The sequence below is a fragment of the Neobacillus sp. DZ-9 genome (genome assembly GCF_059587065.1).
This window is the reverse complement of sequence record NZ_JCAIOL010000003.1, coordinates 37,419-59,791: the sequence shown is the minus strand read 5'-3', so window position 1 is coordinate 59,791 and position 22,373 is coordinate 37,419. Positions and strand designations below refer to the sequence as shown.

General features: G+C 35.2%; 22 protein-coding genes and 4 pseudogenes. 15 read left to right on the top strand and 11 right to left on the bottom strand.

The window, feature by feature from the left end:
• Window positions 1-8 precede the first annotated feature (8 nt).
• The 4 genes from AC59HZ_RS08660 (at window position 9) to AC59HZ_RS08645 (ending at window position 5,310) form a co-directional block, all read left to right on the top strand.
• On the top strand, window positions 9-1,436 hold the full coding sequence (locus tag AC59HZ_RS08660; RefSeq protein ID WP_496545415.1) for an aldehyde dehydrogenase family protein: 1,428 nt from the start codon (window positions 9-11) through the stop codon (window positions 1,434-1,436).
• Window positions 1,437-1,573: 137 nt separating this feature from the next.
• Complete coding sequence (locus AC59HZ_RS08655; protein ID WP_496546012.1) at window positions 1,574-3,085, top strand: spore germination protein; 1,512 nt, start codon at window positions 1,574-1,576, stop codon at window positions 3,083-3,085.
• Complete coding sequence (locus tag AC59HZ_RS08650) at window positions 3,078-4,187, top strand: Ger(x)C family spore germination protein (protein WP_496545414.1); 1,110 nt, start codon at window positions 3,078-3,080, stop codon at window positions 4,185-4,187. Before AC59HZ_RS08655 ends, AC59HZ_RS08650 begins: the two co-directional genes overlap by 8 nt.
• 19 nt (window positions 4,188-4,206) lie before the next feature.
• The gene (locus tag AC59HZ_RS08645; RefSeq protein WP_496545413.1) at window positions 4,207-5,310 is read left to right on the top strand and encodes a GerAB/ArcD/ProY family transporter; all 1,104 of its coding nucleotides are present in this window, start codon (window positions 4,207-4,209) and stop codon (window positions 5,308-5,310) included.
• Window positions 5,311-5,468: 158 nt separating this feature from the next.
• Here AC59HZ_RS08645 and AC59HZ_RS08640 read toward each other — a convergent pair whose 3' ends face one another.
• Both AC59HZ_RS08640 and AC59HZ_RS08635 read right to left on the bottom strand, forming a co-directional pair.
• Window positions 5,469-5,924, bottom strand: a complete 456-nt coding sequence (locus tag AC59HZ_RS08640) for a hypothetical protein (RefSeq protein WP_496545412.1) — start codon at window positions 5,922-5,924, stop codon at window positions 5,469-5,471.
• A 16-nt stretch (window positions 5,925-5,940) separates the two neighbouring features.
• Window positions 5,941-6,708 (bottom strand): hypothetical protein, encoded by a 768-nt coding sequence (locus tag AC59HZ_RS08635; RefSeq protein ID WP_496545411.1) that lies wholly within the window; start codon window positions 6,706-6,708, stop codon window positions 5,941-5,943.
• A 59-nt stretch (window positions 6,709-6,767) separates the two neighbouring features.
• Here AC59HZ_RS08635 and AC59HZ_RS08630 point away from each other — a divergent pair.
• Window positions 6,768-6,880: pseudogene (locus tag AC59HZ_RS08630) on the top strand (ABC transporter ATP-binding protein); the annotation flags it as partial.
• Between the two features lie 244 nt (window positions 6,881-7,124).
• Window positions 7,125-7,715 (top strand): molybdopterin-dependent oxidoreductase, encoded by a 591-nt coding sequence (locus AC59HZ_RS08625; RefSeq protein WP_496545410.1) that lies wholly within the window; start codon window positions 7,125-7,127, stop codon window positions 7,713-7,715.
• Between the two features lie 161 nt (window positions 7,716-7,876).
• Here the strand turns inward: AC59HZ_RS08625 and AC59HZ_RS08620 are convergent, their stop codons facing one another.
• The 3 genes from AC59HZ_RS08620 to AC59HZ_RS08610 all read right to left on the bottom strand — a co-directional run bounded on the left by AC59HZ_RS08620 (window position 7,877) and on the right by AC59HZ_RS08610 (window position 11,156).
• A complete protein-coding gene (locus tag AC59HZ_RS08620; RefSeq protein ID WP_496545409.1) occupies window positions 7,877-9,100 on the bottom strand; it encodes an LGFP repeat-containing protein in 1,224 nt (407 codons plus the stop codon).
• A gap of 252 nt (window positions 9,101-9,352) precedes the next feature.
• Window positions 9,353-10,114 (bottom strand): SDR family NAD(P)-dependent oxidoreductase, encoded by a 762-nt coding sequence (locus AC59HZ_RS08615; protein WP_496545408.1) that lies wholly within the window; start codon window positions 10,112-10,114, stop codon window positions 9,353-9,355.
• 223 nt (window positions 10,115-10,337) lie between these two features.
• Window positions 10,338-11,156, bottom strand: coding sequence for a mechanosensitive ion channel family protein (locus tag AC59HZ_RS08610; RefSeq protein WP_496545407.1), 819 nt, complete (start codon window positions 11,154-11,156; stop codon window positions 10,338-10,340).
• 293 nt (window positions 11,157-11,449) lie between these two features.
• Here AC59HZ_RS08610 and AC59HZ_RS08605 point away from each other — a divergent pair, with 293 nt between their 5' ends.
• Together AC59HZ_RS08605 and AC59HZ_RS08600 are read left to right on the top strand one after the other, a co-directional pair.
• Window positions 11,450-11,800: a VOC family protein gene (locus AC59HZ_RS08605; RefSeq protein WP_496545406.1), complete on the top strand. Its 351-nt coding sequence runs from the start codon at window positions 11,450-11,452 to the stop codon at window positions 11,798-11,800.
• 191 nt (window positions 11,801-11,991) lie between these two features.
• Window positions 11,992-13,074 (top strand): annotated as a pseudogene (locus AC59HZ_RS08600) (IS110 family RNA-guided transposase); the annotation flags it as partial.
• 19 nt (window positions 13,075-13,093) lie between these two features.
• Here the strand turns inward: AC59HZ_RS08600 and AC59HZ_RS08595 are convergent.
• Window positions 13,094-13,237, bottom strand: a pseudogene (locus AC59HZ_RS08595) (IS110 family RNA-guided transposase); the annotation flags it as partial.
• A gap of 465 nt (window positions 13,238-13,702) precedes the next feature.
• On the bottom strand, window positions 13,703-14,254 hold the full coding sequence (locus AC59HZ_RS08590; RefSeq protein ID WP_496545405.1) for a helix-turn-helix domain-containing protein: 552 nt from the start codon (window positions 14,252-14,254) through the stop codon (window positions 13,703-13,705).
• Between the two features lie 99 nt (window positions 14,255-14,353).
• Here AC59HZ_RS08590 and AC59HZ_RS08585 point away from each other — a divergent pair, with 99 nt between their 5' ends.
• The 4 genes from AC59HZ_RS08585 to AC59HZ_RS08570 all read left to right on the top strand — a co-directional run bounded on the left by AC59HZ_RS08585 (window position 14,354) and on the right by AC59HZ_RS08570 (window position 16,215).
• On the top strand, window positions 14,354-15,079 hold the full coding sequence (locus AC59HZ_RS08585) for an AzlC family ABC transporter permease (protein ID WP_496545404.1): 726 nt from the start codon (window positions 14,354-14,356) through the stop codon (window positions 15,077-15,079).
• The gene (locus tag AC59HZ_RS08580; RefSeq protein WP_496545403.1) at window positions 15,076-15,399 is read left to right on the top strand and encodes an AzlD domain-containing protein; all 324 of its coding nucleotides are present in this window, start codon (window positions 15,076-15,078) and stop codon (window positions 15,397-15,399) included. Before AC59HZ_RS08585 ends, AC59HZ_RS08580 begins: the two co-directional genes overlap by 4 nt.
• Window positions 15,400-15,672: 273 nt before the next feature.
• Window positions 15,673-15,873 (top strand): cold-shock protein, encoded by a 201-nt coding sequence (locus tag AC59HZ_RS08575; RefSeq protein WP_071358889.1) that lies wholly within the window; start codon window positions 15,673-15,675, stop codon window positions 15,871-15,873.
• A 180-nt stretch (window positions 15,874-16,053) separates the two neighbouring features.
• Entirely contained in the window at window positions 16,054-16,215 is a 162-nt protein-coding gene (locus tag AC59HZ_RS08570) for a DUF3934 domain-containing protein (RefSeq protein WP_496545402.1), read from the top strand.
• A 161-nt stretch (window positions 16,216-16,376) separates the two neighbouring features.
• Here AC59HZ_RS08570 and AC59HZ_RS08565 read toward each other — a convergent pair whose 3' ends face one another.
• The gene (locus tag AC59HZ_RS08565; RefSeq protein WP_496545401.1) at window positions 16,377-16,757 is read right to left on the bottom strand and encodes a MerR family transcriptional regulator; all 381 of its coding nucleotides are present in this window, start codon (window positions 16,755-16,757) and stop codon (window positions 16,377-16,379) included.
• Between the two features lie 138 nt (window positions 16,758-16,895).
• Between AC59HZ_RS08565 and AC59HZ_RS08560 the strand changes: the two genes are divergently transcribed.
• The gene (locus AC59HZ_RS08560) at window positions 16,896-17,663 is read left to right on the top strand and encodes an SDR family NAD(P)-dependent oxidoreductase (protein ID WP_496545400.1); all 768 of its coding nucleotides are present in this window, start codon (window positions 16,896-16,898) and stop codon (window positions 17,661-17,663) included.
• A 283-nt stretch (window positions 17,664-17,946) separates the two neighbouring features.
• Here the strand turns inward: AC59HZ_RS08560 and AC59HZ_RS08555 are convergent, their stop codons facing one another.
• From AC59HZ_RS08555 to AC59HZ_RS08545, 3 genes are all read right to left on the bottom strand, one after another.
• Window positions 17,947-18,954 (bottom strand): DUF3231 family protein, encoded by a 1,008-nt coding sequence (locus AC59HZ_RS08555; protein ID WP_496545399.1) that lies wholly within the window; start codon window positions 18,952-18,954, stop codon window positions 17,947-17,949.
• A 401-nt stretch (window positions 18,955-19,355) separates the two neighbouring features.
• Complete coding sequence (locus AC59HZ_RS08550; RefSeq protein ID WP_496546011.1) at window positions 19,356-19,718, bottom strand: VOC family protein; 363 nt, start codon at window positions 19,716-19,718, stop codon at window positions 19,356-19,358.
• A gap of 339 nt (window positions 19,719-20,057) precedes the next feature.
• Complete coding sequence (locus tag AC59HZ_RS08545) at window positions 20,058-20,756, bottom strand: VIT1/CCC1 transporter family protein (protein ID WP_496545398.1); 699 nt, start codon at window positions 20,754-20,756, stop codon at window positions 20,058-20,060.
• Window positions 20,757-21,426: 670 nt separating this feature from the next.
• Between AC59HZ_RS08545 and AC59HZ_RS08540 the strand changes: the two genes are divergently transcribed.
• Together AC59HZ_RS08540 and AC59HZ_RS08535 are read left to right on the top strand one after the other, a co-directional pair.
• Complete coding sequence (locus AC59HZ_RS08540; protein ID WP_496545397.1) at window positions 21,427-22,020, top strand: dienelactone hydrolase family protein; 594 nt, start codon at window positions 21,427-21,429, stop codon at window positions 22,018-22,020.
• 129 nt (window positions 22,021-22,149) lie between these two features.
• Window positions 22,150-22,260, top strand: a pseudogene (locus AC59HZ_RS08535) (ferritin-like domain-containing protein); the annotation flags it as partial.
• Window positions 22,261-22,373 lie beyond the last annotated feature (113 nt).

Sequence of the window (22,373 nt, the reverse complement as noted above, 5' to 3'; positions counted from 1 at the left end):
GGGTCAACATGCGGCTCGGTTCGATTATTAATGGTCAAGAGCGAAATGAACCTAATCGTGAAACACTTGAAGTAAAAAATCCCTACAACCAAGAAAAAGTAGCGGAATTAGCTTTAGCGACAGAAACCGATCTGAATGAGGCAGTAGAAAATGCCTTTGAAACTTTTCATTCTACGATGAAGAAGATGCCTGCTCATCAACGGAGTGATATTTTACGAAAAGCTGCCGACCTATTAGAGGAAAAGCCGGAGGATTTTATTGACACAATTGTCCGAGAGGCTGGTAAACCTATCAAATATAGCAAAGATGAGATCAATCGTTCCGTTCAAGTCCTCCGATTTGCTTCGGAGCTTGCCAAAAATATTACAGGAGAAGTTCTGGCAATGGATGCAGCCATTGGCGGGGAAAATCGAATGGGGCTTGTGAAACGAATCCCATTAGGTGTGGTGGGAGCCATCACTCCCTTTAACTTTCCGCTGAATCTGTCCTTGCATAAAATAGCACCAGCGATTGCTGCAGGTAATACGATTGTTTTCAAACCTGCCGAGAAAACACCTGTGTCGGGTTATAAATTAGTAAAGTTATTTCAGGAAGCGGGCCTTCCGAATGGGGCATTAAACTTGTTAATGGGAACGGGAGAGGTAGGGGCACCTCTTGTCACTCATGAAAAAGTCCATAAAATTTCGTTTACAGGAAGCTTAGCAGTTGGAAAGAAAATTCGCGAAACCGCCGGCTTTAAAAAAGTAACCCTTGAATTAGGTTCTAATTCCCCTAATATCATTTTCGAAGATGGAGACATCCAAACGGCTGTAAAAAGATTAGTAATTGGAGGTTTTTCTTTTTCAGGACAAGTTTGTATTCATGCGCAAAGAATCTTTGTACAAAAAAATGTTTATCAGTCATTTTTGGACCAGTTTATCAATGAAACAAGGGCATTGAAAATTGGGGATCCAATGGAGGAAGCTACAGATATTGGACCCATGATCACCGAGAAAGAAGCCGAGCGAGCTAAGCTATGGATTGATGACGCGGTAAGAAATGGGGCAAAAATAGAAGTGGGGGGTGAACGAAACGGAACCATTCTTTCCCCGACCATCATGACCAATGTTGATCGTAATATGAAAATCATCGCAGAAGAGGTTTTTGCACCGATTGTATCAGTCATTCCGTTTGATACAGAAGAGGAGGTCATCGGATATGCCAATGACTCCATTTACGGTTTGCAAGCGGGTGTCTTCACCCAGGATATTGACCGAGCCATCAGGGTAGCCGACCAATTAGAAATTGGCGGTGTTTGGATTAACGATATCTCTACCTACCGGCAGGATAATCTGCCTTACGGCGGTGTAAAACAAAGTGGTGTAGGCAGAGAAGGAATTAAATATGCAATAGAAGAAATGACGGAACTGAAATTTATTGGCATTAAATTAAAGTAGGACCGTGGGGACGGCTCTCATGACCCATAAATAGTATCCCTTTTGAAAGATATCAGCTTGAAATGAGTCTGAACCTTCCCCCAACTACTGGTGTGTTAATTATTTAATTGAAAATACAAATCCATTTGGTGATACAAATGTCTTTCAAGTTTATTGATCGGTTTTTAAATAGTCAAAAGTCTGAGAACGAAACAAAGTCAATAAATACTATTTTTCAACAAGCTGCTAAATCGAGTGATTTCTATCAATTTTCATTATCTGAAGAACAGGATATTACAATTAGTTACTATAAAAGTATGGTAGATCCCAAAAAAATAAATAACCTCCTTCTTCCGTCAATTCAAGAACATATAAAGAAAATCAGTAAAATTCATGATATAAAAAAATTTATTCCTTTTGATGACGTCCAAATTACAAGTAATCCTCTAGATATTGAGAAAAGGCTAATCAAAGGCTATGTTATTCTTCAATTCAAGGATTCCGATGAAGATTTTTTGATGATAAATATAGAAAATACGAATCTTGGTTATCGAGAAAATAATGATACTGAAAATGAATTTAGTGTTATTGGCCCAAAAGTTGGGTTTGTAGAAAACATTGGTATTAATCTTCATCTGTTAAGAAAGCAATTAGCTGTTCCAGAGTTAGTATTTGAGGAAATAACAATAGGTACAATGTCCAAAACAGAAGTAGTCATTGCATATCTGGATGGAATTACCAATACGGAATATATTCAAACTGTTCGACAGCGATTAAAGAGTATCGATTTTGATGTTATTTTCGATAATTCTCAAATAGATCAAATCATTTCTGACAATTCAAATACTCCCTTTCCTATTTTTTTATCTACTGAGCGGATTGACAGGGTTATATATGCGATGGTATTGGGGCAAGTTGCCATCTTATCGAATGGATCCCCATACATTATTACTGGGCCAACAACGATCTTAGATTTTTTCATTTCTCCCGAAGATTATTATCTTAATTGGGTACTTGGGTCGTTTTTTCGAATCATTCGCATTATTAGTGTTATTTTCTCGTTGTTTGCTACACCAATATATGTTGCAATATTAACCTTTCATTATGAAGTTGTACCTGATGATTTATTGGAGCCCCTTATTAGTTCAAGAGCTCATGTTCCATTTCCTCCGGTATGGGAAGCTATTTTTTTGGAAATTACCATTGAATTGTTGAGAGAGGCGGGGGCACGCTTGCCGACAAAAATTGGGCAAACACTGGGTATTGTAGGTGGTATTGTTATTGGTCAAGCATCTGTACAAGCAGCTCTAACAAGTAATGTTTTACTTATAATTGTTTCATTGTCAGCACTTGCTTCTTTCACAACTCCTATCTTTAAAATGTCAAATGCAATTCGTCTCATCCGGTTTCCTCTTATTTTATTTGCAGCATTTTTGGGCGGCTTTGGAATTATCATAGGGTTCGTTCTTCTGTTAGGACATTTATTAAAGCTTAAATCCTTGGGGAATCCATATATGGTCCCTCTATTTCCTTTTAGAATAAAGAACTTTCGCGACAGTTTTATTCGATCATCATATAAGTTTACCTCTACACGAAGCAGATTTTTAAGACCTCTTTCACTAAAAAGATATACACCAAATCAAGATAAGGATGATATTAATAATGAATAGTCAAAAGCGAAAAAATATAAGGTATTTTTGTGCTCTTTTGCCTTTCATTTTGATTCTTCCTGGCTGCTCTTTTCCGCGGCAAAAAATTATCGATGATGTGCAACTTCCTAAAGTATTAGGTTTTGACAAACTTGATAACCAGTATGTTGGAACTGTACTTTATTCTGATTATACGGGTGATGAAAAAAAAGGTGGGAGCACTATTTTACAGGGGAAAGCAAGGAAATCCCAGTTAATAAAACAATCTTTAAATGCTCAATCTCCTAAACCGATAGAAATTGGAAAGTTGAACCTTTTAATCTTTGGTAAAGAACTAGCTGAAAATGGGGTATCTTATTTTGTTAAGACTGTTTGCAGGGATCCTTTGATTGGAAGCAATATGTTAATAGCTGTTTCAGAAGAGCCAGCAGGAGAATTTTTAATGAAAAATAAAGATAGAAACAGCGACTATTCTTATAAATTGATTGAACAAAATTATCGAAATCAAAATGTACCAATTCCAACTTTGCAAAGTTTTTTATTTGATTTCTATGGAGCGGGAAGAGACCCCTCCATACCTTATATAAAGATCAATCAAAAGGGTGACATTGAGGTAGACGGTCTGGCAGTGTTAAAAAAAGACAGACTTAAACTAATCTTAGATCAAAAAGAAAGCTTTATATATAAAATATTAAGAGGAAGAGTGATTAGAGGGCAAACCGAATTTAAGATACATAAGGGGCAGTCGGAGGATTCAGCAATATTAGCTATTTTATATGGAAAAAACAAAAAATCAATTATTAACAAGGGTTCGAAATCAAAGGTGACCTTCGATATAACAGTAAACGGTATGGTAAAGGATTTTCCAGACTGGTTAGATTTAAGGAAAAAACAAAATAACCTATTATTAAAAAAACAAATGGAAAAACAAATGAAAAAGGATTTTGAAAAGCTATTCGTAAAATTTCAAAAACATCAAGTCGATCCCTTAGGTATAGGTGATTTAGCAAGAGCGTATTCAAAAAAATGGAACGAAAAGGAGTTTTATGAAAAGGTGTACCCAACTATTGCAATGGATATCAATTTAAAAATAGAACTATCTCATGCAGGGATGGGCGAGTAAAAAGAAAAGGTGATTGACCATGAGTAAACAATTAAATGCAAGCTTGACAGTATCTCCCTTTTTTTTGTTTTTTCTCATTCACAGTACCCAAACAGGTGTAGGCTTGTTGAATTTTCAAAGTAAAATAATAAAGGGAGCAGAACAGGATGCATGGGTTTCAATTGTATTAGTTGGAATCAGTTTTCATCTCATTATTTGGCTGCTATATTTTTTATTAAAGAGATCAAATAATGGAGATATTATGTCCTTACATCAACAATTATTTGGGAAACGGCTAGGAAACGTATTAAACATTTTTTTTTATAGCTATATGCTTTTAATTGTTTCCACGATAATTAGGTCCTATTTATCAGTTCTGGTTACTTGGGTTTTTCCTTATACCCCTATTTGGTATTTATCACTTATTATGATTTTGGTGATTTCATATTTAGTTGTTGGAGGCTTTAGGGTTATTACCGGTATTTGTTTTTGGGGGATGTTAATCCCTTCGCTCCTTCTGTTTACGCTATATTTCCCAATCAAATATGCTTATTGGACGAATTTATTACCTGTTTTTAATCACAGCTTAAATGACTATTTTGTATCAGCAAAAGAAAGTATCCTTATGTACTCAGGACCAGAATTTTTACTTATTTATTTTCCTTTTATTAAAAATAATCAAATTTCCCAAAAATGGGCACACATTTCACAAGCTTATACAACCATTTTATATCTATTTATTACAATCATATCATTTGCTTATTTTAGTCATGGGCAGCTTGATCATGTTACTTGGCCAACCCTCATGATGTCAAAAATTATCCGCTTTCCATTTATTGAAAGATTTGAATATATCTATATATTTTTATGGCTCTTGGTGATCCTCCCCCCTTGTTGTATGGCATTGTGGGGGTCGATTCGAGTTTTGAAAGAATCGTTTAAATTTAAACCTAGATTGTCATTAGGGATATCCATTATTATCGTTCATTTCATGGTTATTAATGTCAAAAGTAAAATGGATGTCGAGGAATTAGGGACTTTTATAACAATTGTCTCAACCAGCTTTCTATATATTTATATACCAATATTGTTTATTTTTTTTCTCATCATACAAGCATTTAAAAAAGCAAGAGTGTTGGGATAGATTAGTTTCAATATACTAATAAATTTATAAGATCAAAATGAAAGAGAAAAGGGTATCTGAGTATAAACTCGATACCTTTGTCTCTTTATTGGTAAAATACTGTTTAGAATGATAATCTTCAAAAGCCAAAATAATTGCTGGTTTCAGTTAAACAAATACTACATATTCTTTATTCTTGTTAGTCCGAGAGCCTGATTTTCCCATAAGATATTTTCAACGGTTTTGCATTCATGTTCTTCACAGCGAATCATTAAAACAATTTCTGATGTAATATTTTTGACTCCATGTTTATTTTTTTTAACTAACATCATTTTTATAAGAAACCCTAAAAGCAAACCACTAACAGCACCAATAATTCCCCATATAATTGGACCCCATTTTAAAATATAACCATAAATGGCTCCTAAGAGCATCAAACATGTACCAAGTATTGCTGCTGAATCAAATAGACTTAAGCCATCTGCCCTATGAATGGTATCAAATAGTTTCCTTTGTTCACTTCTTTTATCTAGAGGGGCAGCCAGTATCCTTTTATTTGAAAAATCATTTTGTTCCAGTTCCGAAATGGCCAGCTCAATAAAAATTGAGTTTTCAAAGGAAGCGATGACTAACATAATGTTTACACCTCTTTCAAATGGGAGTTTTAAAATTAATATTTTGGTATTTCTTCCGTAAGTATTTTGACATTTCTTTTTCAAACAATTTGTTGAGCTCAACCGTTGATGAATAGGCATCGTAAATGATAAAAAAATATATGGATGGAAAATAAAGTGCCCATTGCATATTTATAACCTCTTTAGCTTTTACAAAATCACCTAACATTGATAAGTGAATGGCAGACAAAATATGACCATAATAACAGATTGATACTGTATAGAGAAATATAAAAAATCCCGAAATAACATTATGAATATAAAGGTGACCAAGACCAGGAAATAATACGGACCATGCTAAAGCTACCAATGGTTTACGTTTATCCAAGTAGTTCAAGTCCCACGATCCCATTTTTTTATTCATAATAGGTGCGTCCTCTCTATCTGCTAATACATATTGTTTGTTCAGATCCACCGTGGATCTATACCCGTCCCATATTCCAAACATATATATTGCCACGTAAAGAATTAACCATCGTTCATTCAAAGCTACTTTTGCAGCTTCAAAATCACCCAATAAGGAATATAAAATCCCAAGGTTCACATGTGCAATTCCATTAATAAAGGTTTCCCATAAAATTAAAAGAAACCCTGCTGCGTATCTATGCTGCAATAGATGTCCAAATCCCGGATATGAAAATGAAAAAAAGGCTACGACCCACGGATTTTTCAAATGAAGTTGTCCAGTTGTAAATTGCGATAAAAAAGCCCTTTGTCTTCGATAGGGAGGAAATTGATTCATCATTTGTACCTCTTTTGTAGGATAATCCTCATACTTTTTAATAATGTCCAATTGTGGGATATATTGCTATTATGTATTTAGGTAATATTGTGGAATTAGCATCAAAAGAAGACCTACTTAATCAACCCCTGCACCTTATACCAAGGCACTCATTTCAGCTGTACCAATGCCAGATCTTTGTATTTCATCTTCATTAGTTTAACCAGTCATTTCCTTCATATGTAATAGGGAATGAGAAGAATCTGATGGATAAAAAAAGAACCACAAGTTGTTGGTTCTAATCTTACAGGCAATGAATACTTCATTTACAAAAAAACCATCAGAAGCCGGATTATGTAAATAACTAAATAGTGAAATGGCATACTATACGAAACACTGTGATTTAATTAACGTTTAAGAGGAAAAAAGGATGGTGTGTGATGGAACAGCAGCTTCCTCCAGGCCAATTTGAAACAGAAAAATGGCCAATCCTGCACGTAGGGGATGTACCCGAGTTTAATGAAACCACATGGAATTTCAGACTCTTTGGTGAGGTAAAAGAAGAAAAGTTCTTATCCTATAAAGAAATCATGGAGCTTCCGAAGACCATTTCAAGCGTTAACATGCATTGTGTTACCACCTGGTCTAAATTTGATACAACGTTTGAAGGAATTGCACTTAGAGAGTTATTGAAATTTGTCGAAATGAATGAAGAGGTAAAATACATTAAAATTTACGGGTATTACAATGGAGATAAGTTTGGTTATTCAGCAAATCTGCCGCTCGAGCCTTTATTAGGGGACGATTCTTTGTTTGTATATCGTTGGAAAGATAAAAATCATGATTGGCAGGATATTGATCCAAAACATGGTTATCCACTAAGATTTATTCCACCAGAAGTATTTTATCTATGGAAAGGCTCTAAGTGGGTGTCAGGGATTGAGTTTATGAAAGTAAACGAGGCCGGTTTTTGGGAAGAACTTGGCTATTCGATGACAGCCAATCCATTTAAAGAAGAACGCTACCGTTAGCACAGTTTTCCCTACGAAATATCCGTTCGCAGCCTTCCCGGTTATTAAGGGAGGGCTGCATTGTTTTATAAAAGAATTTATCTTGAGGATTTCTAATTAGGTAACATATAAGCCCATTTTATAACCAAGCCATTTCAGATTTAAAGAAAAATCGAATAAGTTTAGGCGCGACTTAAACTAAAATATCCTTTATATGAAGAACCTTGACCGGTAAGCGATGGTGTCTCTATCTTGTAGGGAATTTGATTTTTAAGGAGGTATTCGTTTGGTCTTGCCGAAAGCTGAACGAGGTCCTTTAATGGAAGTACAATCGTTGACTGTCCGATTAAGTCGTCACCTGTGCCAAGTAGACTGTTTATCCCTTTTGCGACAGGTGTTACAAGTGCTTTCAAGATAGGGGCTGCAGCCCCTGCGACAAGTGGACCGCCTAACGCAGCTACTCCTGTAGTTGCGGCTGTGGCAGCAGTAGAAACAGTTGAATGGACTGTCTTATAATACTTATTTGGATCTCCTTCATCGTGTTCCATTAAAACAAATGTTATGTTTAAGCCATAAGGTTTTCCACGATAGAGTTCTATATGATCCGGGAAACTTTCACCTTTGTCAACATCTGTGTAAAGTTTAGTCAGGGATGTTGAAACACTTACAGGTTCATTGTCCCTTCCAGTAGGAGCCGATACGCTAATGGTTGCATAAACCTCATCAGATCCAGGTCCACTAGTCGGACCAAAGCAATGAATCCCTTTATAAGTCAACACCACTTGATCGATTTCGATAGCACCTGTCTCGGGCCACCAATAGATCTCACCCTGCTCAAAACGCATTACTTTGCCTTCGTCATATTTTATTGGTAATTCATCAGTAACAGGCCAACCCAGCCAGCTCTCGACTCCACCTAATGCATGATACTTCTCATTAATTGCACCATAAACCCAATAAGCAGGTCCTTTTGCTTTCTTAGAATAAATAGCACCATTCTGATAGCGGATTCGATAACCTGTCTCTATCTCTTCCACATAAGAAATTGCCGCTCCCGGAGCACCATTTAACGATTTCCATTTATCTTCAATGGTTGTTTTTGCCGTATCTTTCGGATCTTCCATAAAATGCATTGGAGAGAACCACTTAAACGATTCCCAATGGGGTCGAAATGCTTCATAATGTTCGTAAGCACTAGTTTGCGGTGTGGAGTAGATGTGTATTTCGGGGTATCCCGCAAACCCTCTTTGTAGGTTATTGTTATAACATAGCCATATTTCTTCAATTGAACGAGGGTAACATGGTGTATAAGGATAGTAATATGGGATAACGGATATTGTTCTAGGAAGCGAGTAGAGATGGTACATTGGACAGGGACTTGTTGATGAAGATTGATGATAATACAATACTGTCCCTCCTTATTCATTTTCATTTCTTGATAATATATTCGTTAAAAGATGTAATGAGGGTTGTCACTATCTAAATTAGGCTGTTCTGTATAGCATTCTATTACTAGTGTTTTGAATATGATTAATAGCCTCCCCAGTTAAAAAGGGGAGGCTGCTTGGTTTTCTTTAACAATTGTTCAGCAATTCTGTCAATATTTTTATCCTATCCCTTTAAACACACCACGCAAATAGAATAATAGGGGAGTTGACTCAAAAATTCATCTTCGATTGTCCGCCATCGACGTTTATGCTGGCTCCGACAATCCAGGAAGCTTTTTCTGAGGCCAGGAATGCTGCGACATTCGCGATTTCTTCCGGAGTGCCGAAGCGGCCAGCAGGAATATCCTTTTTTACAAATTCTTTGATTCCCTCAGGATCCTCGTTCATACGTCTTATCCAGTTACCAGTCTCGTGCAAAATACTTCCAGGGGCAATGCTGTTGACTCTGATGCCATAAGGAATTACTTCGTCAGCCATCGACTTCGTAAAGCTGATGAGTGCAGATTTTGCATTATTATAGGTAACTTTTCCTCCGCTTTCTCTTCCATAAACAGAGGTAATATTAATGATCGAACCCGAACGCTGATTTTTCATATGTTCAACAACTAATTTGCTTAAATGGACGGCTGAAAAATAATTCAACTCCATTGCTTGATAAAAAAGAACCATTTCGGTATCTGTCGCTTTGGCTCCATTGCTTCCGCCGGCATTGTTGATGAGGACATCAATCGTACCTTTTTGCTCGATAAACGTTTGAATTAAGTTTTCCCGTTCCTCTTCATTGGTTAGATCGGCTTGATAAATAGATACTGTGCCGCCTAAATCTGTTTTTGCTTGTTCTAAAAAATCAAGATCGCGTGCTGTAATGGTGACATTGGCTCCTTCATCAATAAAGGCACTGGCTATGGCTTTCCCAATTCCCTTGGAACCGCCGGTAATGAGGACATTTTTACCTTTTAATTGTAAATCCATTAATACAAACTCCTTTTATGTAGATAGTTGGAAAGCTATGATAATTGTTAATTTTGATTTTACTAATAAAAAAGTGCCAATAATTCTAAATAAAAAAGATTAAACCTGCGATCCATCAAAGCCAATCGCGTCATTGGCCAATCCGATTTCAAATTGGTATTTGTCTACATAAAAACAATAGAAAAAAAGCAAGAAATATGAAATCACTTGCTTATTATGAGCTTTAATCGCTTGAGGTAAGGCTCTCTGCCAACTTCAAGTCGTACTTGTAGGCAGCCATCGCCAGTTCATACCTCAACTTTTTGCCCGCTTCCACGAAATCTGCATCCTTCACAAGACCTGATAATGAATACCTATGTCCCCTGAAATCCACGTTCAGTTCGGTGATTTGGTTGAATTTGAAACTCTCCACGGGAATGTCGTGCTCATCCTTCAACAAGTATTCTCCGTATTTCTCGTTGCAGGTTTGAGCCACTTCCTCCATCACCTTGAAGGCATCGTCCGGATTTTGCCTATAGTTGAGGACTAGGCTTTCGTTCACCCGGCGCCTTCCCCGGTTCCCGTTCTGAAGTTCCATGATGCTGCTATAGGAGACCGTATAGAGGTATCCATCATACTGGCGGATCTTCAGGTGGCGCATGCTGATTTCCTCGATTTTCCCCTGACGGTTTCCATTGATAATGACATAATCCCCATGGTGGATCTGGCGCTCAAACAAGTAGGTCAGCCCCATAATGTAATCACGAATGATATGCTGGAGGATCAATGCTAAGGCACCGGCCACGACTACCGAACCAGTAACTAGCTTTGCCAGGTCGAAGAAATGGCTAAGCACATAAATAAAGAAGAACACAAGTCCCAATACCTTTGTCACCTGATTGGCGAAATGCATTAATGTTTCTTCCCGCTTTACATCCAAGAAGCTCGTTTTGTCAAATAAAAGCTTGATGGATTTGCGGATCAAATAAACCGTAAGTATTATCAGCAATGCCACCGTTAAAATTTTTACGGGCAACTGCTGGAACAGTCCTAAGAAAAACATCCTATCAACTCCCACCTTTTTACACTATACCAAAGTTTTGCGTTAGGAGAAAAAATTAAAAATCATCCTTTCCCAGCAAACCATAACGAAAGCATTGCTCCATTATAAAAAGAAACCCTATCCGGGCTTCTTGAGGAACGATTATTTTGTCAGTAATTTGTTTTCCGCTGCAGTAGGTACAAAAATAAAAAAAATAGAGTTTTTTAAACATCGGTCGTTTTATTGAACAAGAAGGGAATATGTGACTTGGAGCGAATTAATCTATGTAAAGAAATTCATTTTGGAGGTATTTAATGTACCCTATATTAAATCAAATCGGAGCCATTTTTATCCCTGTAAGTAATGTGAAGGAAGCACGTAATTGGTATTGTGACATATTAGGGTTACCTGCAGATGGTGAGATATTATATGGTCATTTATATATCATTCATATGAATGGAACTAGAATTGTTTTAGATAGCAAAATTTATTCAGAGGATAATATTTTCAAAACCCCACCTTTTCATTTTAACACTAACAATATTGAACAAGCATATGAGTATATGAGGGGTAAAAATGTTGAATTAACAACTGGTGTTGAGCATACCCATTGGTTTAAATTCAAAGATCCTGATGGGAATCATCTAATGGTGTGCGAGTGTTAACCTTGTTTCACTAAAGGGTGCAAGAGTTGAAGATTGGGATAGCTGCGGCGATCCTTTTTTTATTGCATTAACTTGGCAGGTTAGCATTCCTGTAGATCGTTAAATATCAGGTTTGAAAAAAATAGAGCCCCTCAGTAAGATACGAGTATAGAGTCCAATCTAACTCAGAGTCTTAAGGAGGAAGCCCTAATATGAATTTTAAAATGCAAGACAAACAAAATCAACTAATAGAAAGAATTTCCGATACACATCTAATTGTAGGTGTGGATATTGCCCAACAATTACACGTTGCTCGAGCTGTTAACTTTCGTGGAATAGTAGTTGGAGATCCTCTTACATTTGAAAATAATGAAGAGGGGTTCGTAAAACTATTAAGGTGGATTCAAAACTTACAAAAACTAAAAAACTTAGATTCAACAATTGTGGGGATGGAACCAACAGGACATTACTGGATTAACCTATCCAAATGGCTGGATAAACAAAACATTGAGGTAGTTACAGTGAATCCCCACTTGGTAAAAAGGAATAAAGAGAATCGTGACAATACTCAATCGAAGAGTGATAAGAAAGATGCCCTCGTTATAGCGGATATGGTGAAAAACGGATATTATTCCTTTGTTCGTCCAGCATCAGAATCATTTGAGAAACTTAGAGTTCTAATTTCTAACCGTGATGTAATTGTTAAACGTCTCGTGATGTCTATTAATCAAATAAATCGATGGGTGGATGTGGTTTTTCCAGAACTCAGACAAGTGTTTAAAGATGTTTCGTGCAAAGGAGCTATCGCAACCCTTCGTTTATTTCCTACACCGGATGAAATATCTTCACTAGAAACTCTAGATGTCATGAGGGGGTGGAAGTCTTTAATGAAACGACAACCAGGACCCAAAAAGGCTCAATTACTAATCAATCTAGCAAAATCCTCTATTGGGATCGGACAAGCTCTTGATGCTTATAAATTCCATTTAGAACAATTATTAGAGGAATATGACCTCGCTGTAAAACAACTCGAAAGAGTTGAACAACAAGTTAAAGAAGTTCTATACACAATACCATTTGCAAAAAAACTACTCATGATTAAGGGAATAAGTGAAATTTCATTAGCCGGGATATTAGGTGAATCAGGCGATCTAAGTGGTTTCTCGCACGGAAACTCTCTATTACGTCATGCGGGATTACATTTAGCTGAAGCAAGTTCAGGCAAATGGAAAGGTCAGATTGTCATTTCAAAGCGTGGAAGGTCCAGACTACGACGATTCCTATACTTAGCAACTAATAAATAATGTTTTAATTCTATGCTGCTAAAGGGATTAATACTTGGACTTTATTTGGACAGTAAGACTCGTTTCGTCGTGCTATTCCTACAAAAATCCTTGCTAGTTTACCTATCAATTTCATGATTGATTTCATTTTCTTTAACTTCTTTACCTTCACATTTTATTAAATGTATCTTTCAAAATAGGTAACTTTAATTTTGAATGTTGTCTTATTCGTAGGATTTCAAATATGTACGGAGTACCAGGTTTATTCAACAAAAGGGCACAGTGACCCATCAGGTTAGCATAACTGGCCTCCACCCCTTGGATAGGCATGACGAAGGAATGAGAGGGCAATTGACCCGTTGAGACATGGGAGGGAAAGCCTCCAGGGGCGGCGTGGAGATGTACATTATATGGTAAAATATGGAGTGGTAGCTGACTCCTTTATTTAACTATGCCTTCACGAATCCAAAATGATCTGAACTCATTTCATTTATCCGAAAATCCAATTAAAAGGGTTATGAAATCCTGCGAATAAGGGAACATTCGAGAGATATTCGTATTAAACTGAGGGAGTTGAATAAAAGTTGCGTATCGTTTATGCAACTTTTATTCAATTTAACCTAGAAAATAGACAAAGATATCAGTCGGGATAAGAGATAATTATAAAGAATCTAACTAATTCATCAGAAGAGTTTATATAAATGTGATCAGTATTTGCATTAAATTTAATAGTCTCATCAGTGTTTAATTCAAACTTCTCACCTTGAATATCGAGTGTAAGTATACCTCGTTGTATTAGTACATATTCCTCACCTGTATGCCTTTCGGATATATGACTAAAACCAGGTTTAAGGTCTACAGTGAAAATTTCAAACTTTTTTTCTGGATGAAATGGGTAAACAGAATATACAAGATAATTTCCATCATCATCAATCAATGGGTTCAGTTGATTGATGTTTATTTTTTCAATTTGTGGCTTATCATTTTCCTTTAAAAAAGCAGAAAAGGATACTTGTAATCCATTTGCAATTTTCCAAAGAGTGGTGACAGTTGGATTTGATTTTCCATTTTCAATTTGGGCTAACATTGCTTTACTAACTCTAGTCAGTTCCGACACATTTTCTAAGCTCAATCCTCGCTTTTTTCTTATTTCTGCAAGATTATTAGCTATAACCCCTTGAATGAATTCCATAAAAAATCTCCTTGACTCTTTTTTGTATTCATTATAACATTCATACAAACAACATAACAGACGTATGTTTAATATAGCAGACGAAAAGGTGGTGCAACTATGAATGAATTAGCAAAAGAAATAAATAGCGAAGAAAATCTCTCTACATTTTCTCAAGGGGTAAAAGATTGCATTCCAACTTTAATTGGCTACATTAGTATTGGAATTGCAATGGGGATTGTTGGAGCATCATCCAATCTAAGTATACTAGAAGTTGCTCTTTTATCGGCATTAGTTTATGCTGGTGCATCACAATTTATTATTTGTGCACTGTTAGTATCAGGTAGTCCAATTTCAGTCATTGTATTTACAACTTTCATTGTGAATTTGCGGCATTTTTTATTAAGTATGACACTGGCTCCGCACTTTACAAAATATACTTTAATGAAAAATATCGGGATTGGAGCTCTTGTAACAGATGAGTCATTTGGTGTTGCCATTAATAAAATTGCTAAAAGAGAAATTATTAATGACCAATGGATGAATGGCTTGAATATAACAGCCTATTTATTCTGGATTTTATCATGTATGTTAGGTGTCATTTTTGGCAAATGGATTTCAAATCCAGAAGTATTTGGATTAGATTTTTCTTTAACAGCTATGTTTTTGGCATTGCTTGTTTTGCAATTACAAAATATTGATAATGGTAAATTGAAGTTTTATCTATCATTAATTGTTTATGTAGTTTTATTAATGTTAGTTCTATGTATGATTGTTCCTTCTTATATAGCTATTATTATATCAACAATAATTGTTGCAACAATTGGGGTGATAAAAGACAAATGAGTATTAATTTATCCATTTTATTAATCATTTTAGGGTGTGCCATTGTGACCTTCATTCCGAGAATTATTCCATTTATAGTTATAAGAAATATTCAGCTCCCGAAAATTGTAGTCAAATGGCTTTCATATATACCTATTTGTATTTTTGCTGCACTTATCGTCGATAGCTTTATCATCGAAGATGAATCGTTATTATCAATTGATTGGAGTGTTCTTACTGCTATTATACCAACTCTTATTGTAGCAATATGGACGAAGAGTTTGTCCGTTACAGTTATAGTGGGCATCGTATGTATGGCTACTGTTAGGTTTTTGTTTTAATGGAAGCCAACGATTGTGAAGAAATGAATATAAACTAACGGGTTGCGATTGTTCAATAAGAGCAGTCGCTTTTTCTTGGTCGCTGCGGTGACTATTGGGTGCTTTAGTAGATTTAGGGTTCCTTGCACACAAATTCAAAAAATGCTATCATAAAAATGGCTTATTTTTGTTCGGTGTAAAGGATAGTATAAGTAATAACTTTTCGTCTTGATGATCACTGAGAGCAAGGATAGTAATACATTGTGTGTGCAAACACACTAGGAGGCAACAAACATGGAAAAAGGTAAAGTAAAATGGTTTAATGGCGAAAAAGGCTTTGGATTCATCGAACGTGAAGGTGGAGAAGACGTATTCGTTCATTTCTCAGCTATTCAAGGCGAAGGGTTCAAAACATTAGAAGAAGGTCAAGAAGTGACTTTTGATGTTGAGCAAGGTCAACGTGGAGCACAAGCAGCTAACGTTCGTAAGGCCTAATTATTATGCTAAACATGGACAGACTCATTTTTAGAGTCTGTTTTTTATTTTTACTAAAAAACAAAAAAAACCACTCATTAATGAGTATATTTATTGCAATATGCTTGGTTAATAACCGAGTAAAATGACTAAAACTAACTAGATAGGTAACTCAACCTAGAATAATAATGGGGTGATTTTATGAGTAAAGCTAAAGGTAAAGGTGGAACAGGGAGAGGAACAGACAAGAAGGGTTGGAATCGTTGGCAAGCTAGTGCAAACAAAAAAAAGAGTGCAAAACCTTATATAAGTAAAGGTACAAAAAAGACGGATGTTGAAAATGACCCCAAAAGCAATAGTTAAGTCACTTTTCCAAAATATAGTGAATGCTGAATAAATACAATTATTTAATGACCCGAACGAACATATTTTACACATCTAATATGTTCGTTCCTTTTTTTATGTGTTTACGTTATTTACCCTAAATATAATAATAATAAAGAATATTTCATTTTCATATAATATTATGCTTTTGTATCTACTTCATTTCTTTTCAAAATCATTTCTTTATACGAAATAATTTTATGTTCTAACATTTTATTCGTTTCTTTCAGTGTTTTTAACTGGTTTTCGATGGAACTTTTATGATCTTCTAATAGTTTTAATCGATTAATGGCTGTATGTTCTCCTTCAGTATACAAGAAAGCATACTCTTTGATTTTTGTGATCGGCATTTGCGTCTCTTTTAATTTTAAAACAAATTTTAGCCATTGAAGATGCGATTCTGTATATTTTCTTTCTCCATGTTCATTCCGGTCTGGAAGAATAATATTTTCTTTTTCATAGTAACGTAATGTATGTGTGCTAACACCTACTAGTTGTGCCACTTCGCCAATTGTATACATAAAACCCTCCACTTTTAACCAATGCTAATCAAGTGTGAAAAATAGTTTGACTTAGAGTTTACTCTAACCACTATAATAAATCCGTAAAAGTTAATAATCAATTTTTGTTAGTATAACAAAATATTAGGAGGCAATAAAATGAAAAAATATACAGTTATTACAGGTGCAAGTTCTGGTATTGGTTATGAAACAGCTCTTGCTTTTGCTGCTCGTGGTAAAAATTTAGTCATTGTGGCACGTAGAATTGAGGAGCTTGAAAAACTAAAATCAGAGATCGTGAAAGTAAATGCAGAATTAGATGTCGTTATAAAAACTGTTGATTTATCAAATACGAAAAATGCTTATACATTATTTGAAGATTTAAAGGAATATGAAATTGAAACGTGGATTAATAACGCAGGATTTGGTAATTTTGCATCAGTTGGAGAACAAAATTTAACTAAAATTGAGAGAATGCTTAATTTAAATATCGAGGCTTTAACTATTTTAACCTCTCTTTATGTGCGTGACTATTCAACAGTTGAAGGAACACAATTAATTAACGTTTCATCAGGTGGGGGTTATACGATTATTGGAAATGCAATCACATACTGTGCTTCTAAATTCTATGTAAGTGCCTTTACTGAAGGGCTTGCACATGAATTAAAAGAGAAGGGTGCAAGCATGAAAGCAAAAGTATTAGCTCCTGCTGCAACTGAAACTGAATTTGCAAAAGTATCGAATGATTTAGAAGAAAATGTTAAGCTTGAAGGACTTCTTCCTAAATACCATACTGCCAAAGAAATGGCTGGATTTATGCTTGATCTTTACGATAGCGAAAAAGTAGTCGGAATTGTAGATGGTCTTACTTATGAATTTCAATTAAAAGATCCAATTTATCCTTATGCAGTAAGAATGAGAAGCTAATAAGGTTGATTTATCATCGTTATTCAAAAATTTCTGGATTATTATCTTAATAATTTTAGGTATATAAAAAGTTCTTTACTAATTGTATTATCGTATCAAAAAGAGGTTCTTCCATTAGGAGAACCTTTCATTTATTTGTACATCTAACGGGGACAAGAGTTTAAGAACTAGCTGCCATTTTTGCGGCTTTTTGTTTATTCAATTAAAGGGGCAGTTTAGCTTAAGAAGTAAGGGGATAATAAATTAAACAAGAGATCGTTGAGATCACTTGTTTAATTTAAATCTAATTTTCTGCCAACTCCTTCCTATTGGGAGCGTGTGGTGGTTCTTCCATCCATCCCCTTTCTATTAAAATGTCGGCGCCCTCCTTGCCATACTGTAATATTTCAGGAATTAGTTTTGAATATTCAATAGCAAGGTCTATTCGTGCTGATGTAGCTAATGCATGACCAATATAGGTTAATCCTTGTGTATTGAGTATAGTTACAAGGTTCATGATAAGCTTTTCTGAAAAAGGAGATACAGTAGAAGTTGTCACTTCTGAGTTAACCATTATAGTGCCAAGCAGATCATCCTTGATTAAAGTTTGGTTTAGGAAATGAATTTGTTTTTGAGCTAAGTCTTTTCCTTTTGTCAAAAATTTTTTTATTTGTTCATCTTTCACACCTTGAATAAATCCAGTTAGTAAGACTACAGCAAAATAGTTCCTTTCAATGTTAAAAAATATTTCAGATAGTTCAAGAACATTTAGAGGGCGTTTCTTTTCGAACCACTTGGATAAAAATGTTTCTTTATTTTTAACAAATTCAACTTTATCGGGATAAGGGATCATTGTTGGGCGATCGTATATCCCTTTTGAAAGCATTAGATTTACTGATGTATTATAAAGGTCCAATGTGGAAGTTAAACACTTAGAGAAGAAAGATCGAATATCTTCGCGGGCAACATTAGAAACTAGCATACTATAGGCCATCAAACCCATACGACTCACTCCGTAGGCGTAGCTTACAGGAAATAAATCGAAAAACAAAGGTGGAGCTGAAAGATCAATGTCTTCATCGGAAAATCCCTTGGGAATAGGGAAATTCTCCTTTTCAAAAATATTCTTGATTTCCTCAATATGTTTTTGTGATATATCTAATGTTAGTTTAATTATGGATTTAACATCTTCATTGTTCGACTGTTGCAGGAAATGCTTAGAGAGACAGATTGATGCGCTATCCATTATATAAGTAGCCCATAATCCTGCAATTTCTGTTGATGATAAACCAACAATATGTTTTGTACTCATTGAAGATCTCCTCTTAATATTGGATTTTCTAATTTAAGTATTACTCATACCAAAACAACTTATTCTTCATTCCATAATTGTGTAGAATAAGCGAAAGGGAAAAGGAGAAAAACGGAATTTTTTGAATTGAAGTGTACAAGAGTGGGAGAAGAAAACCACTCTACAATATTACAAATTCGGTACATGATTGAGATTGAGAAAACGAAGGGAATAAGATTGAAGGTAGTAGTAAAGTTTGTGAAGTAATGTAATTAAACGAACGGGTGCTTAAGTTAACCATGTGGTAGCTACGGCAGATAGTTGAAAAAGGAATGGCTAATAAAAAGAAAACTCACTACTGTTGAGCGAGTTTTGTTTTTTCATGTTCCAACATGAATTAAAGATAGTTTTGCTAAATACACTTATCTTTCTACCAGTTCTAGCTTCTCACCATTTGGACCTTGGAAAAAGGCGATTTTAACTGTATTATTTAAAATGCTTCGAGGTTCTTCATCTACTAATTTGACGCCTGCTTTTTTAAAACGTACGAGCTCAGCTTCAATGTCTTCTACAGTAAAGGCCAAGTGGTTAACGATTCCTTCGTTTTCAACCGGACCGCCGTAGACAAGTTCAACCTCTACACTCGGCTGCTCTGGAAAAAATAAAAATGCAAGCTCAACAGTGTCATTTAACCACTCTCTATTTCTTAAATCTAAACCGAGGATCTTTTGATAGAACTCTAAAGACTCGTCCATGTCATTGACCATTATTCCCACATGTTCCATTTTCACAATGCATTCCTCCAAACGGTAAATAGTATGTATCGTACATTTATATAAAAGTCTATATTTGACTGTTCCAATAGCGAAAAATTCAATTTATATATGTAACGGGTGCAAGATTTTAAGATGAGGTCTGTCATTATTACAGCCTATGCTTATTCGACTATCGGGGCAGGTTTGTTAAAGAATAAATTTTTCACAAATTGCATTTTTATTTTAAGTTATCGCTTTTTCCAGAACAATGCCTTTTCCTAGCAATATCCAAATCCTCCACACAAATTGACCCTCCATTAGGTAGGGGATGCATTTATTTATCGTTAACCACTTACAGAAATTCTACCGTCAAGTGAGAATTCTTGCTAGACCAAACGCAACTCCTGCAGCAAGTCCTCCAGTAATCATTGTTTGAAAAGCACTCTTCACAGGAGAAGTTCCTGTAAACCTTCCTTTTACAAATCCAAAAATCAGTAAGGCAAAAAGTGTGACAATTACAGAAACCATTAATGCTGTTGCAGGTTTATGAAAGATAAAATATGGAAACAAAGGGATTAACCCTCCGACAATATAAGAAATAGCAATGGTAATCGCACTGTTTCTCGCTCTTGTCGGCTCCGGCTTTTCTAGCCCCAATTCAAATTTCATCATAAAATCCACCCATTTTTCAGGGTTCTTTTTCATGGTTTCAGTAATCGATTTGATTTGGTCTTCTTCAAGACCATAGTCTCTGAAAATTTCAGATACTTCCTCTTCTTCACGTTCTGGTAGTTCTATTACTTCGCGCCGTTCACGGGCAAGTTCAGATTCGTAATGTTCCGCATCTGTTTTTCCTGCCAAATATCCGCCAAGTCCCATTGCAATTGAGCCTGCTGCAATTTCAGCGCCTCCGGCAGTGAGAATTAATGTTGTTGTATCAACAGCACCAGACAAACCAGCAGCTAATGCAAACGGTACGGTTAATCCGTCTGACATACCAATGACAACATCTCGAATGAAGTCAGATCCAGAAAAATGTTCTTCTACGTGATGCAAGTGTTGATCCATTTTTTTACCTCCAATTTAACTAATCTAACACCCATATGCGCTAATTTTAGTTGGTTTTATTGTTTTCATAACTCCTCCTAAAAGGAAAAAGGTTTTTATAGTATTTACTGTAGCTTTCATAAAATTCTACTAATAAAATGGAGCATCTTATTGGTCAAATCTATTATCAATAAGTATAACGTCTAGACTTGAAATTACTATATGGGCTATTAAGGTGATCCTTATTTGATGAAGAAAATATTCCAAAGTCATTTATTAAAAACTTTAATTTAGTATTCAGTGAGAAAAAAAGTTAGTGGCCTAAAAGTACTGGCTTCTTTGTCTTATTCATATTAACCTATTTTTTCAATTAATTTATAATTAAGAATTCATTAATATAGAAAATGTATTCATTTTTCGTGCTAAATTGAATTCAAATAAAATTGAAGGTTATTTTAACTAATGGAGGGAAAAATAAAGTGATGGTTTCGTGATTTATAATAAGTGCTTCTGGATAATTCTTTTTTTTGAGAAAAAGATTATGAAGAATTATACTTATAAAAACGGGTGCGATTGTTCAATAAGAGCAGTCGCTTTTCTTGTTCCGCTAACGGGCAGGATAGTTTAATTATAAATGATCTAATTTCTATTGTTAATATTATTGTAGAATCACTTTAAAAGGGGGATAAAAATGCTTCAGATATTGAAAAAATCAGGTAATTTGATAATTGTTATACACGAAATCTATGGCATTAATCAACATATAAAGAATTTTTGTGATTTATTATCAAAACAGGATTTTGATGTTATCTGTCCGAACTTATTAGAACGAGAACAACCATTTGATTATTCTGAAGAGGAGATTGCCTATCTCAATTTTTTGGAGAATGTAGGGTTCTCTCATGCTGTACATAAAATAAAGAATTTATTATTAGGTGTTAAAAATAAATACCAAAAAATATATCTTATTGGATTTAGTGTTGGGGCAACTGTTGCTTGGTTGTGTAGTGAGGAAGAGAACCTTGATGGGGTTGTGGGATACTATGGGTCGAGAATTAGGAATTTCACGCAAATAGTCCCACTATGTCCTACAATTTTATTCTTTCCTCAAGAGGAACAATCCTTTAGTGTGGATGAGTTAATTTCAAATTTAGATAAAAAGAATATCGAGATATATAAATATTATGGACAACACGGATTTAGTGACCCATACTCTACAAGATTTAATGAAAAATCATCCAAAAACGCTTTTAATGAAATGCTAAACTTCTTAAAGAAACATTGATTAATAAACAAGGTTGTTATTCAAAACGGTTGCTTGAGTTTAATAAAGGGATTGCTGCGGCGATCCCTTTTCCTGGTGGGCTCTAACGGAGCAGTTTGGTTGAACAAGCACGGATGATAAACTAATGCAATTGCGGATAAGGCTACGCCAGAGAATGTGAAAGAGATATTTCGAAGAGCTGCAGCTGATGAACAAAACTATACGGTGAAGTTTCTTTACTATTTTACTATACATAATTAACAGTCGAAAGCACCCAGAATAACCTATTGCGGGGTTCTTTTTCATTTCTAAAGGATAAATTTAGAGATTTTTACAGAACATAAATAGAATATTTTAAACATAGGAGTTCATTT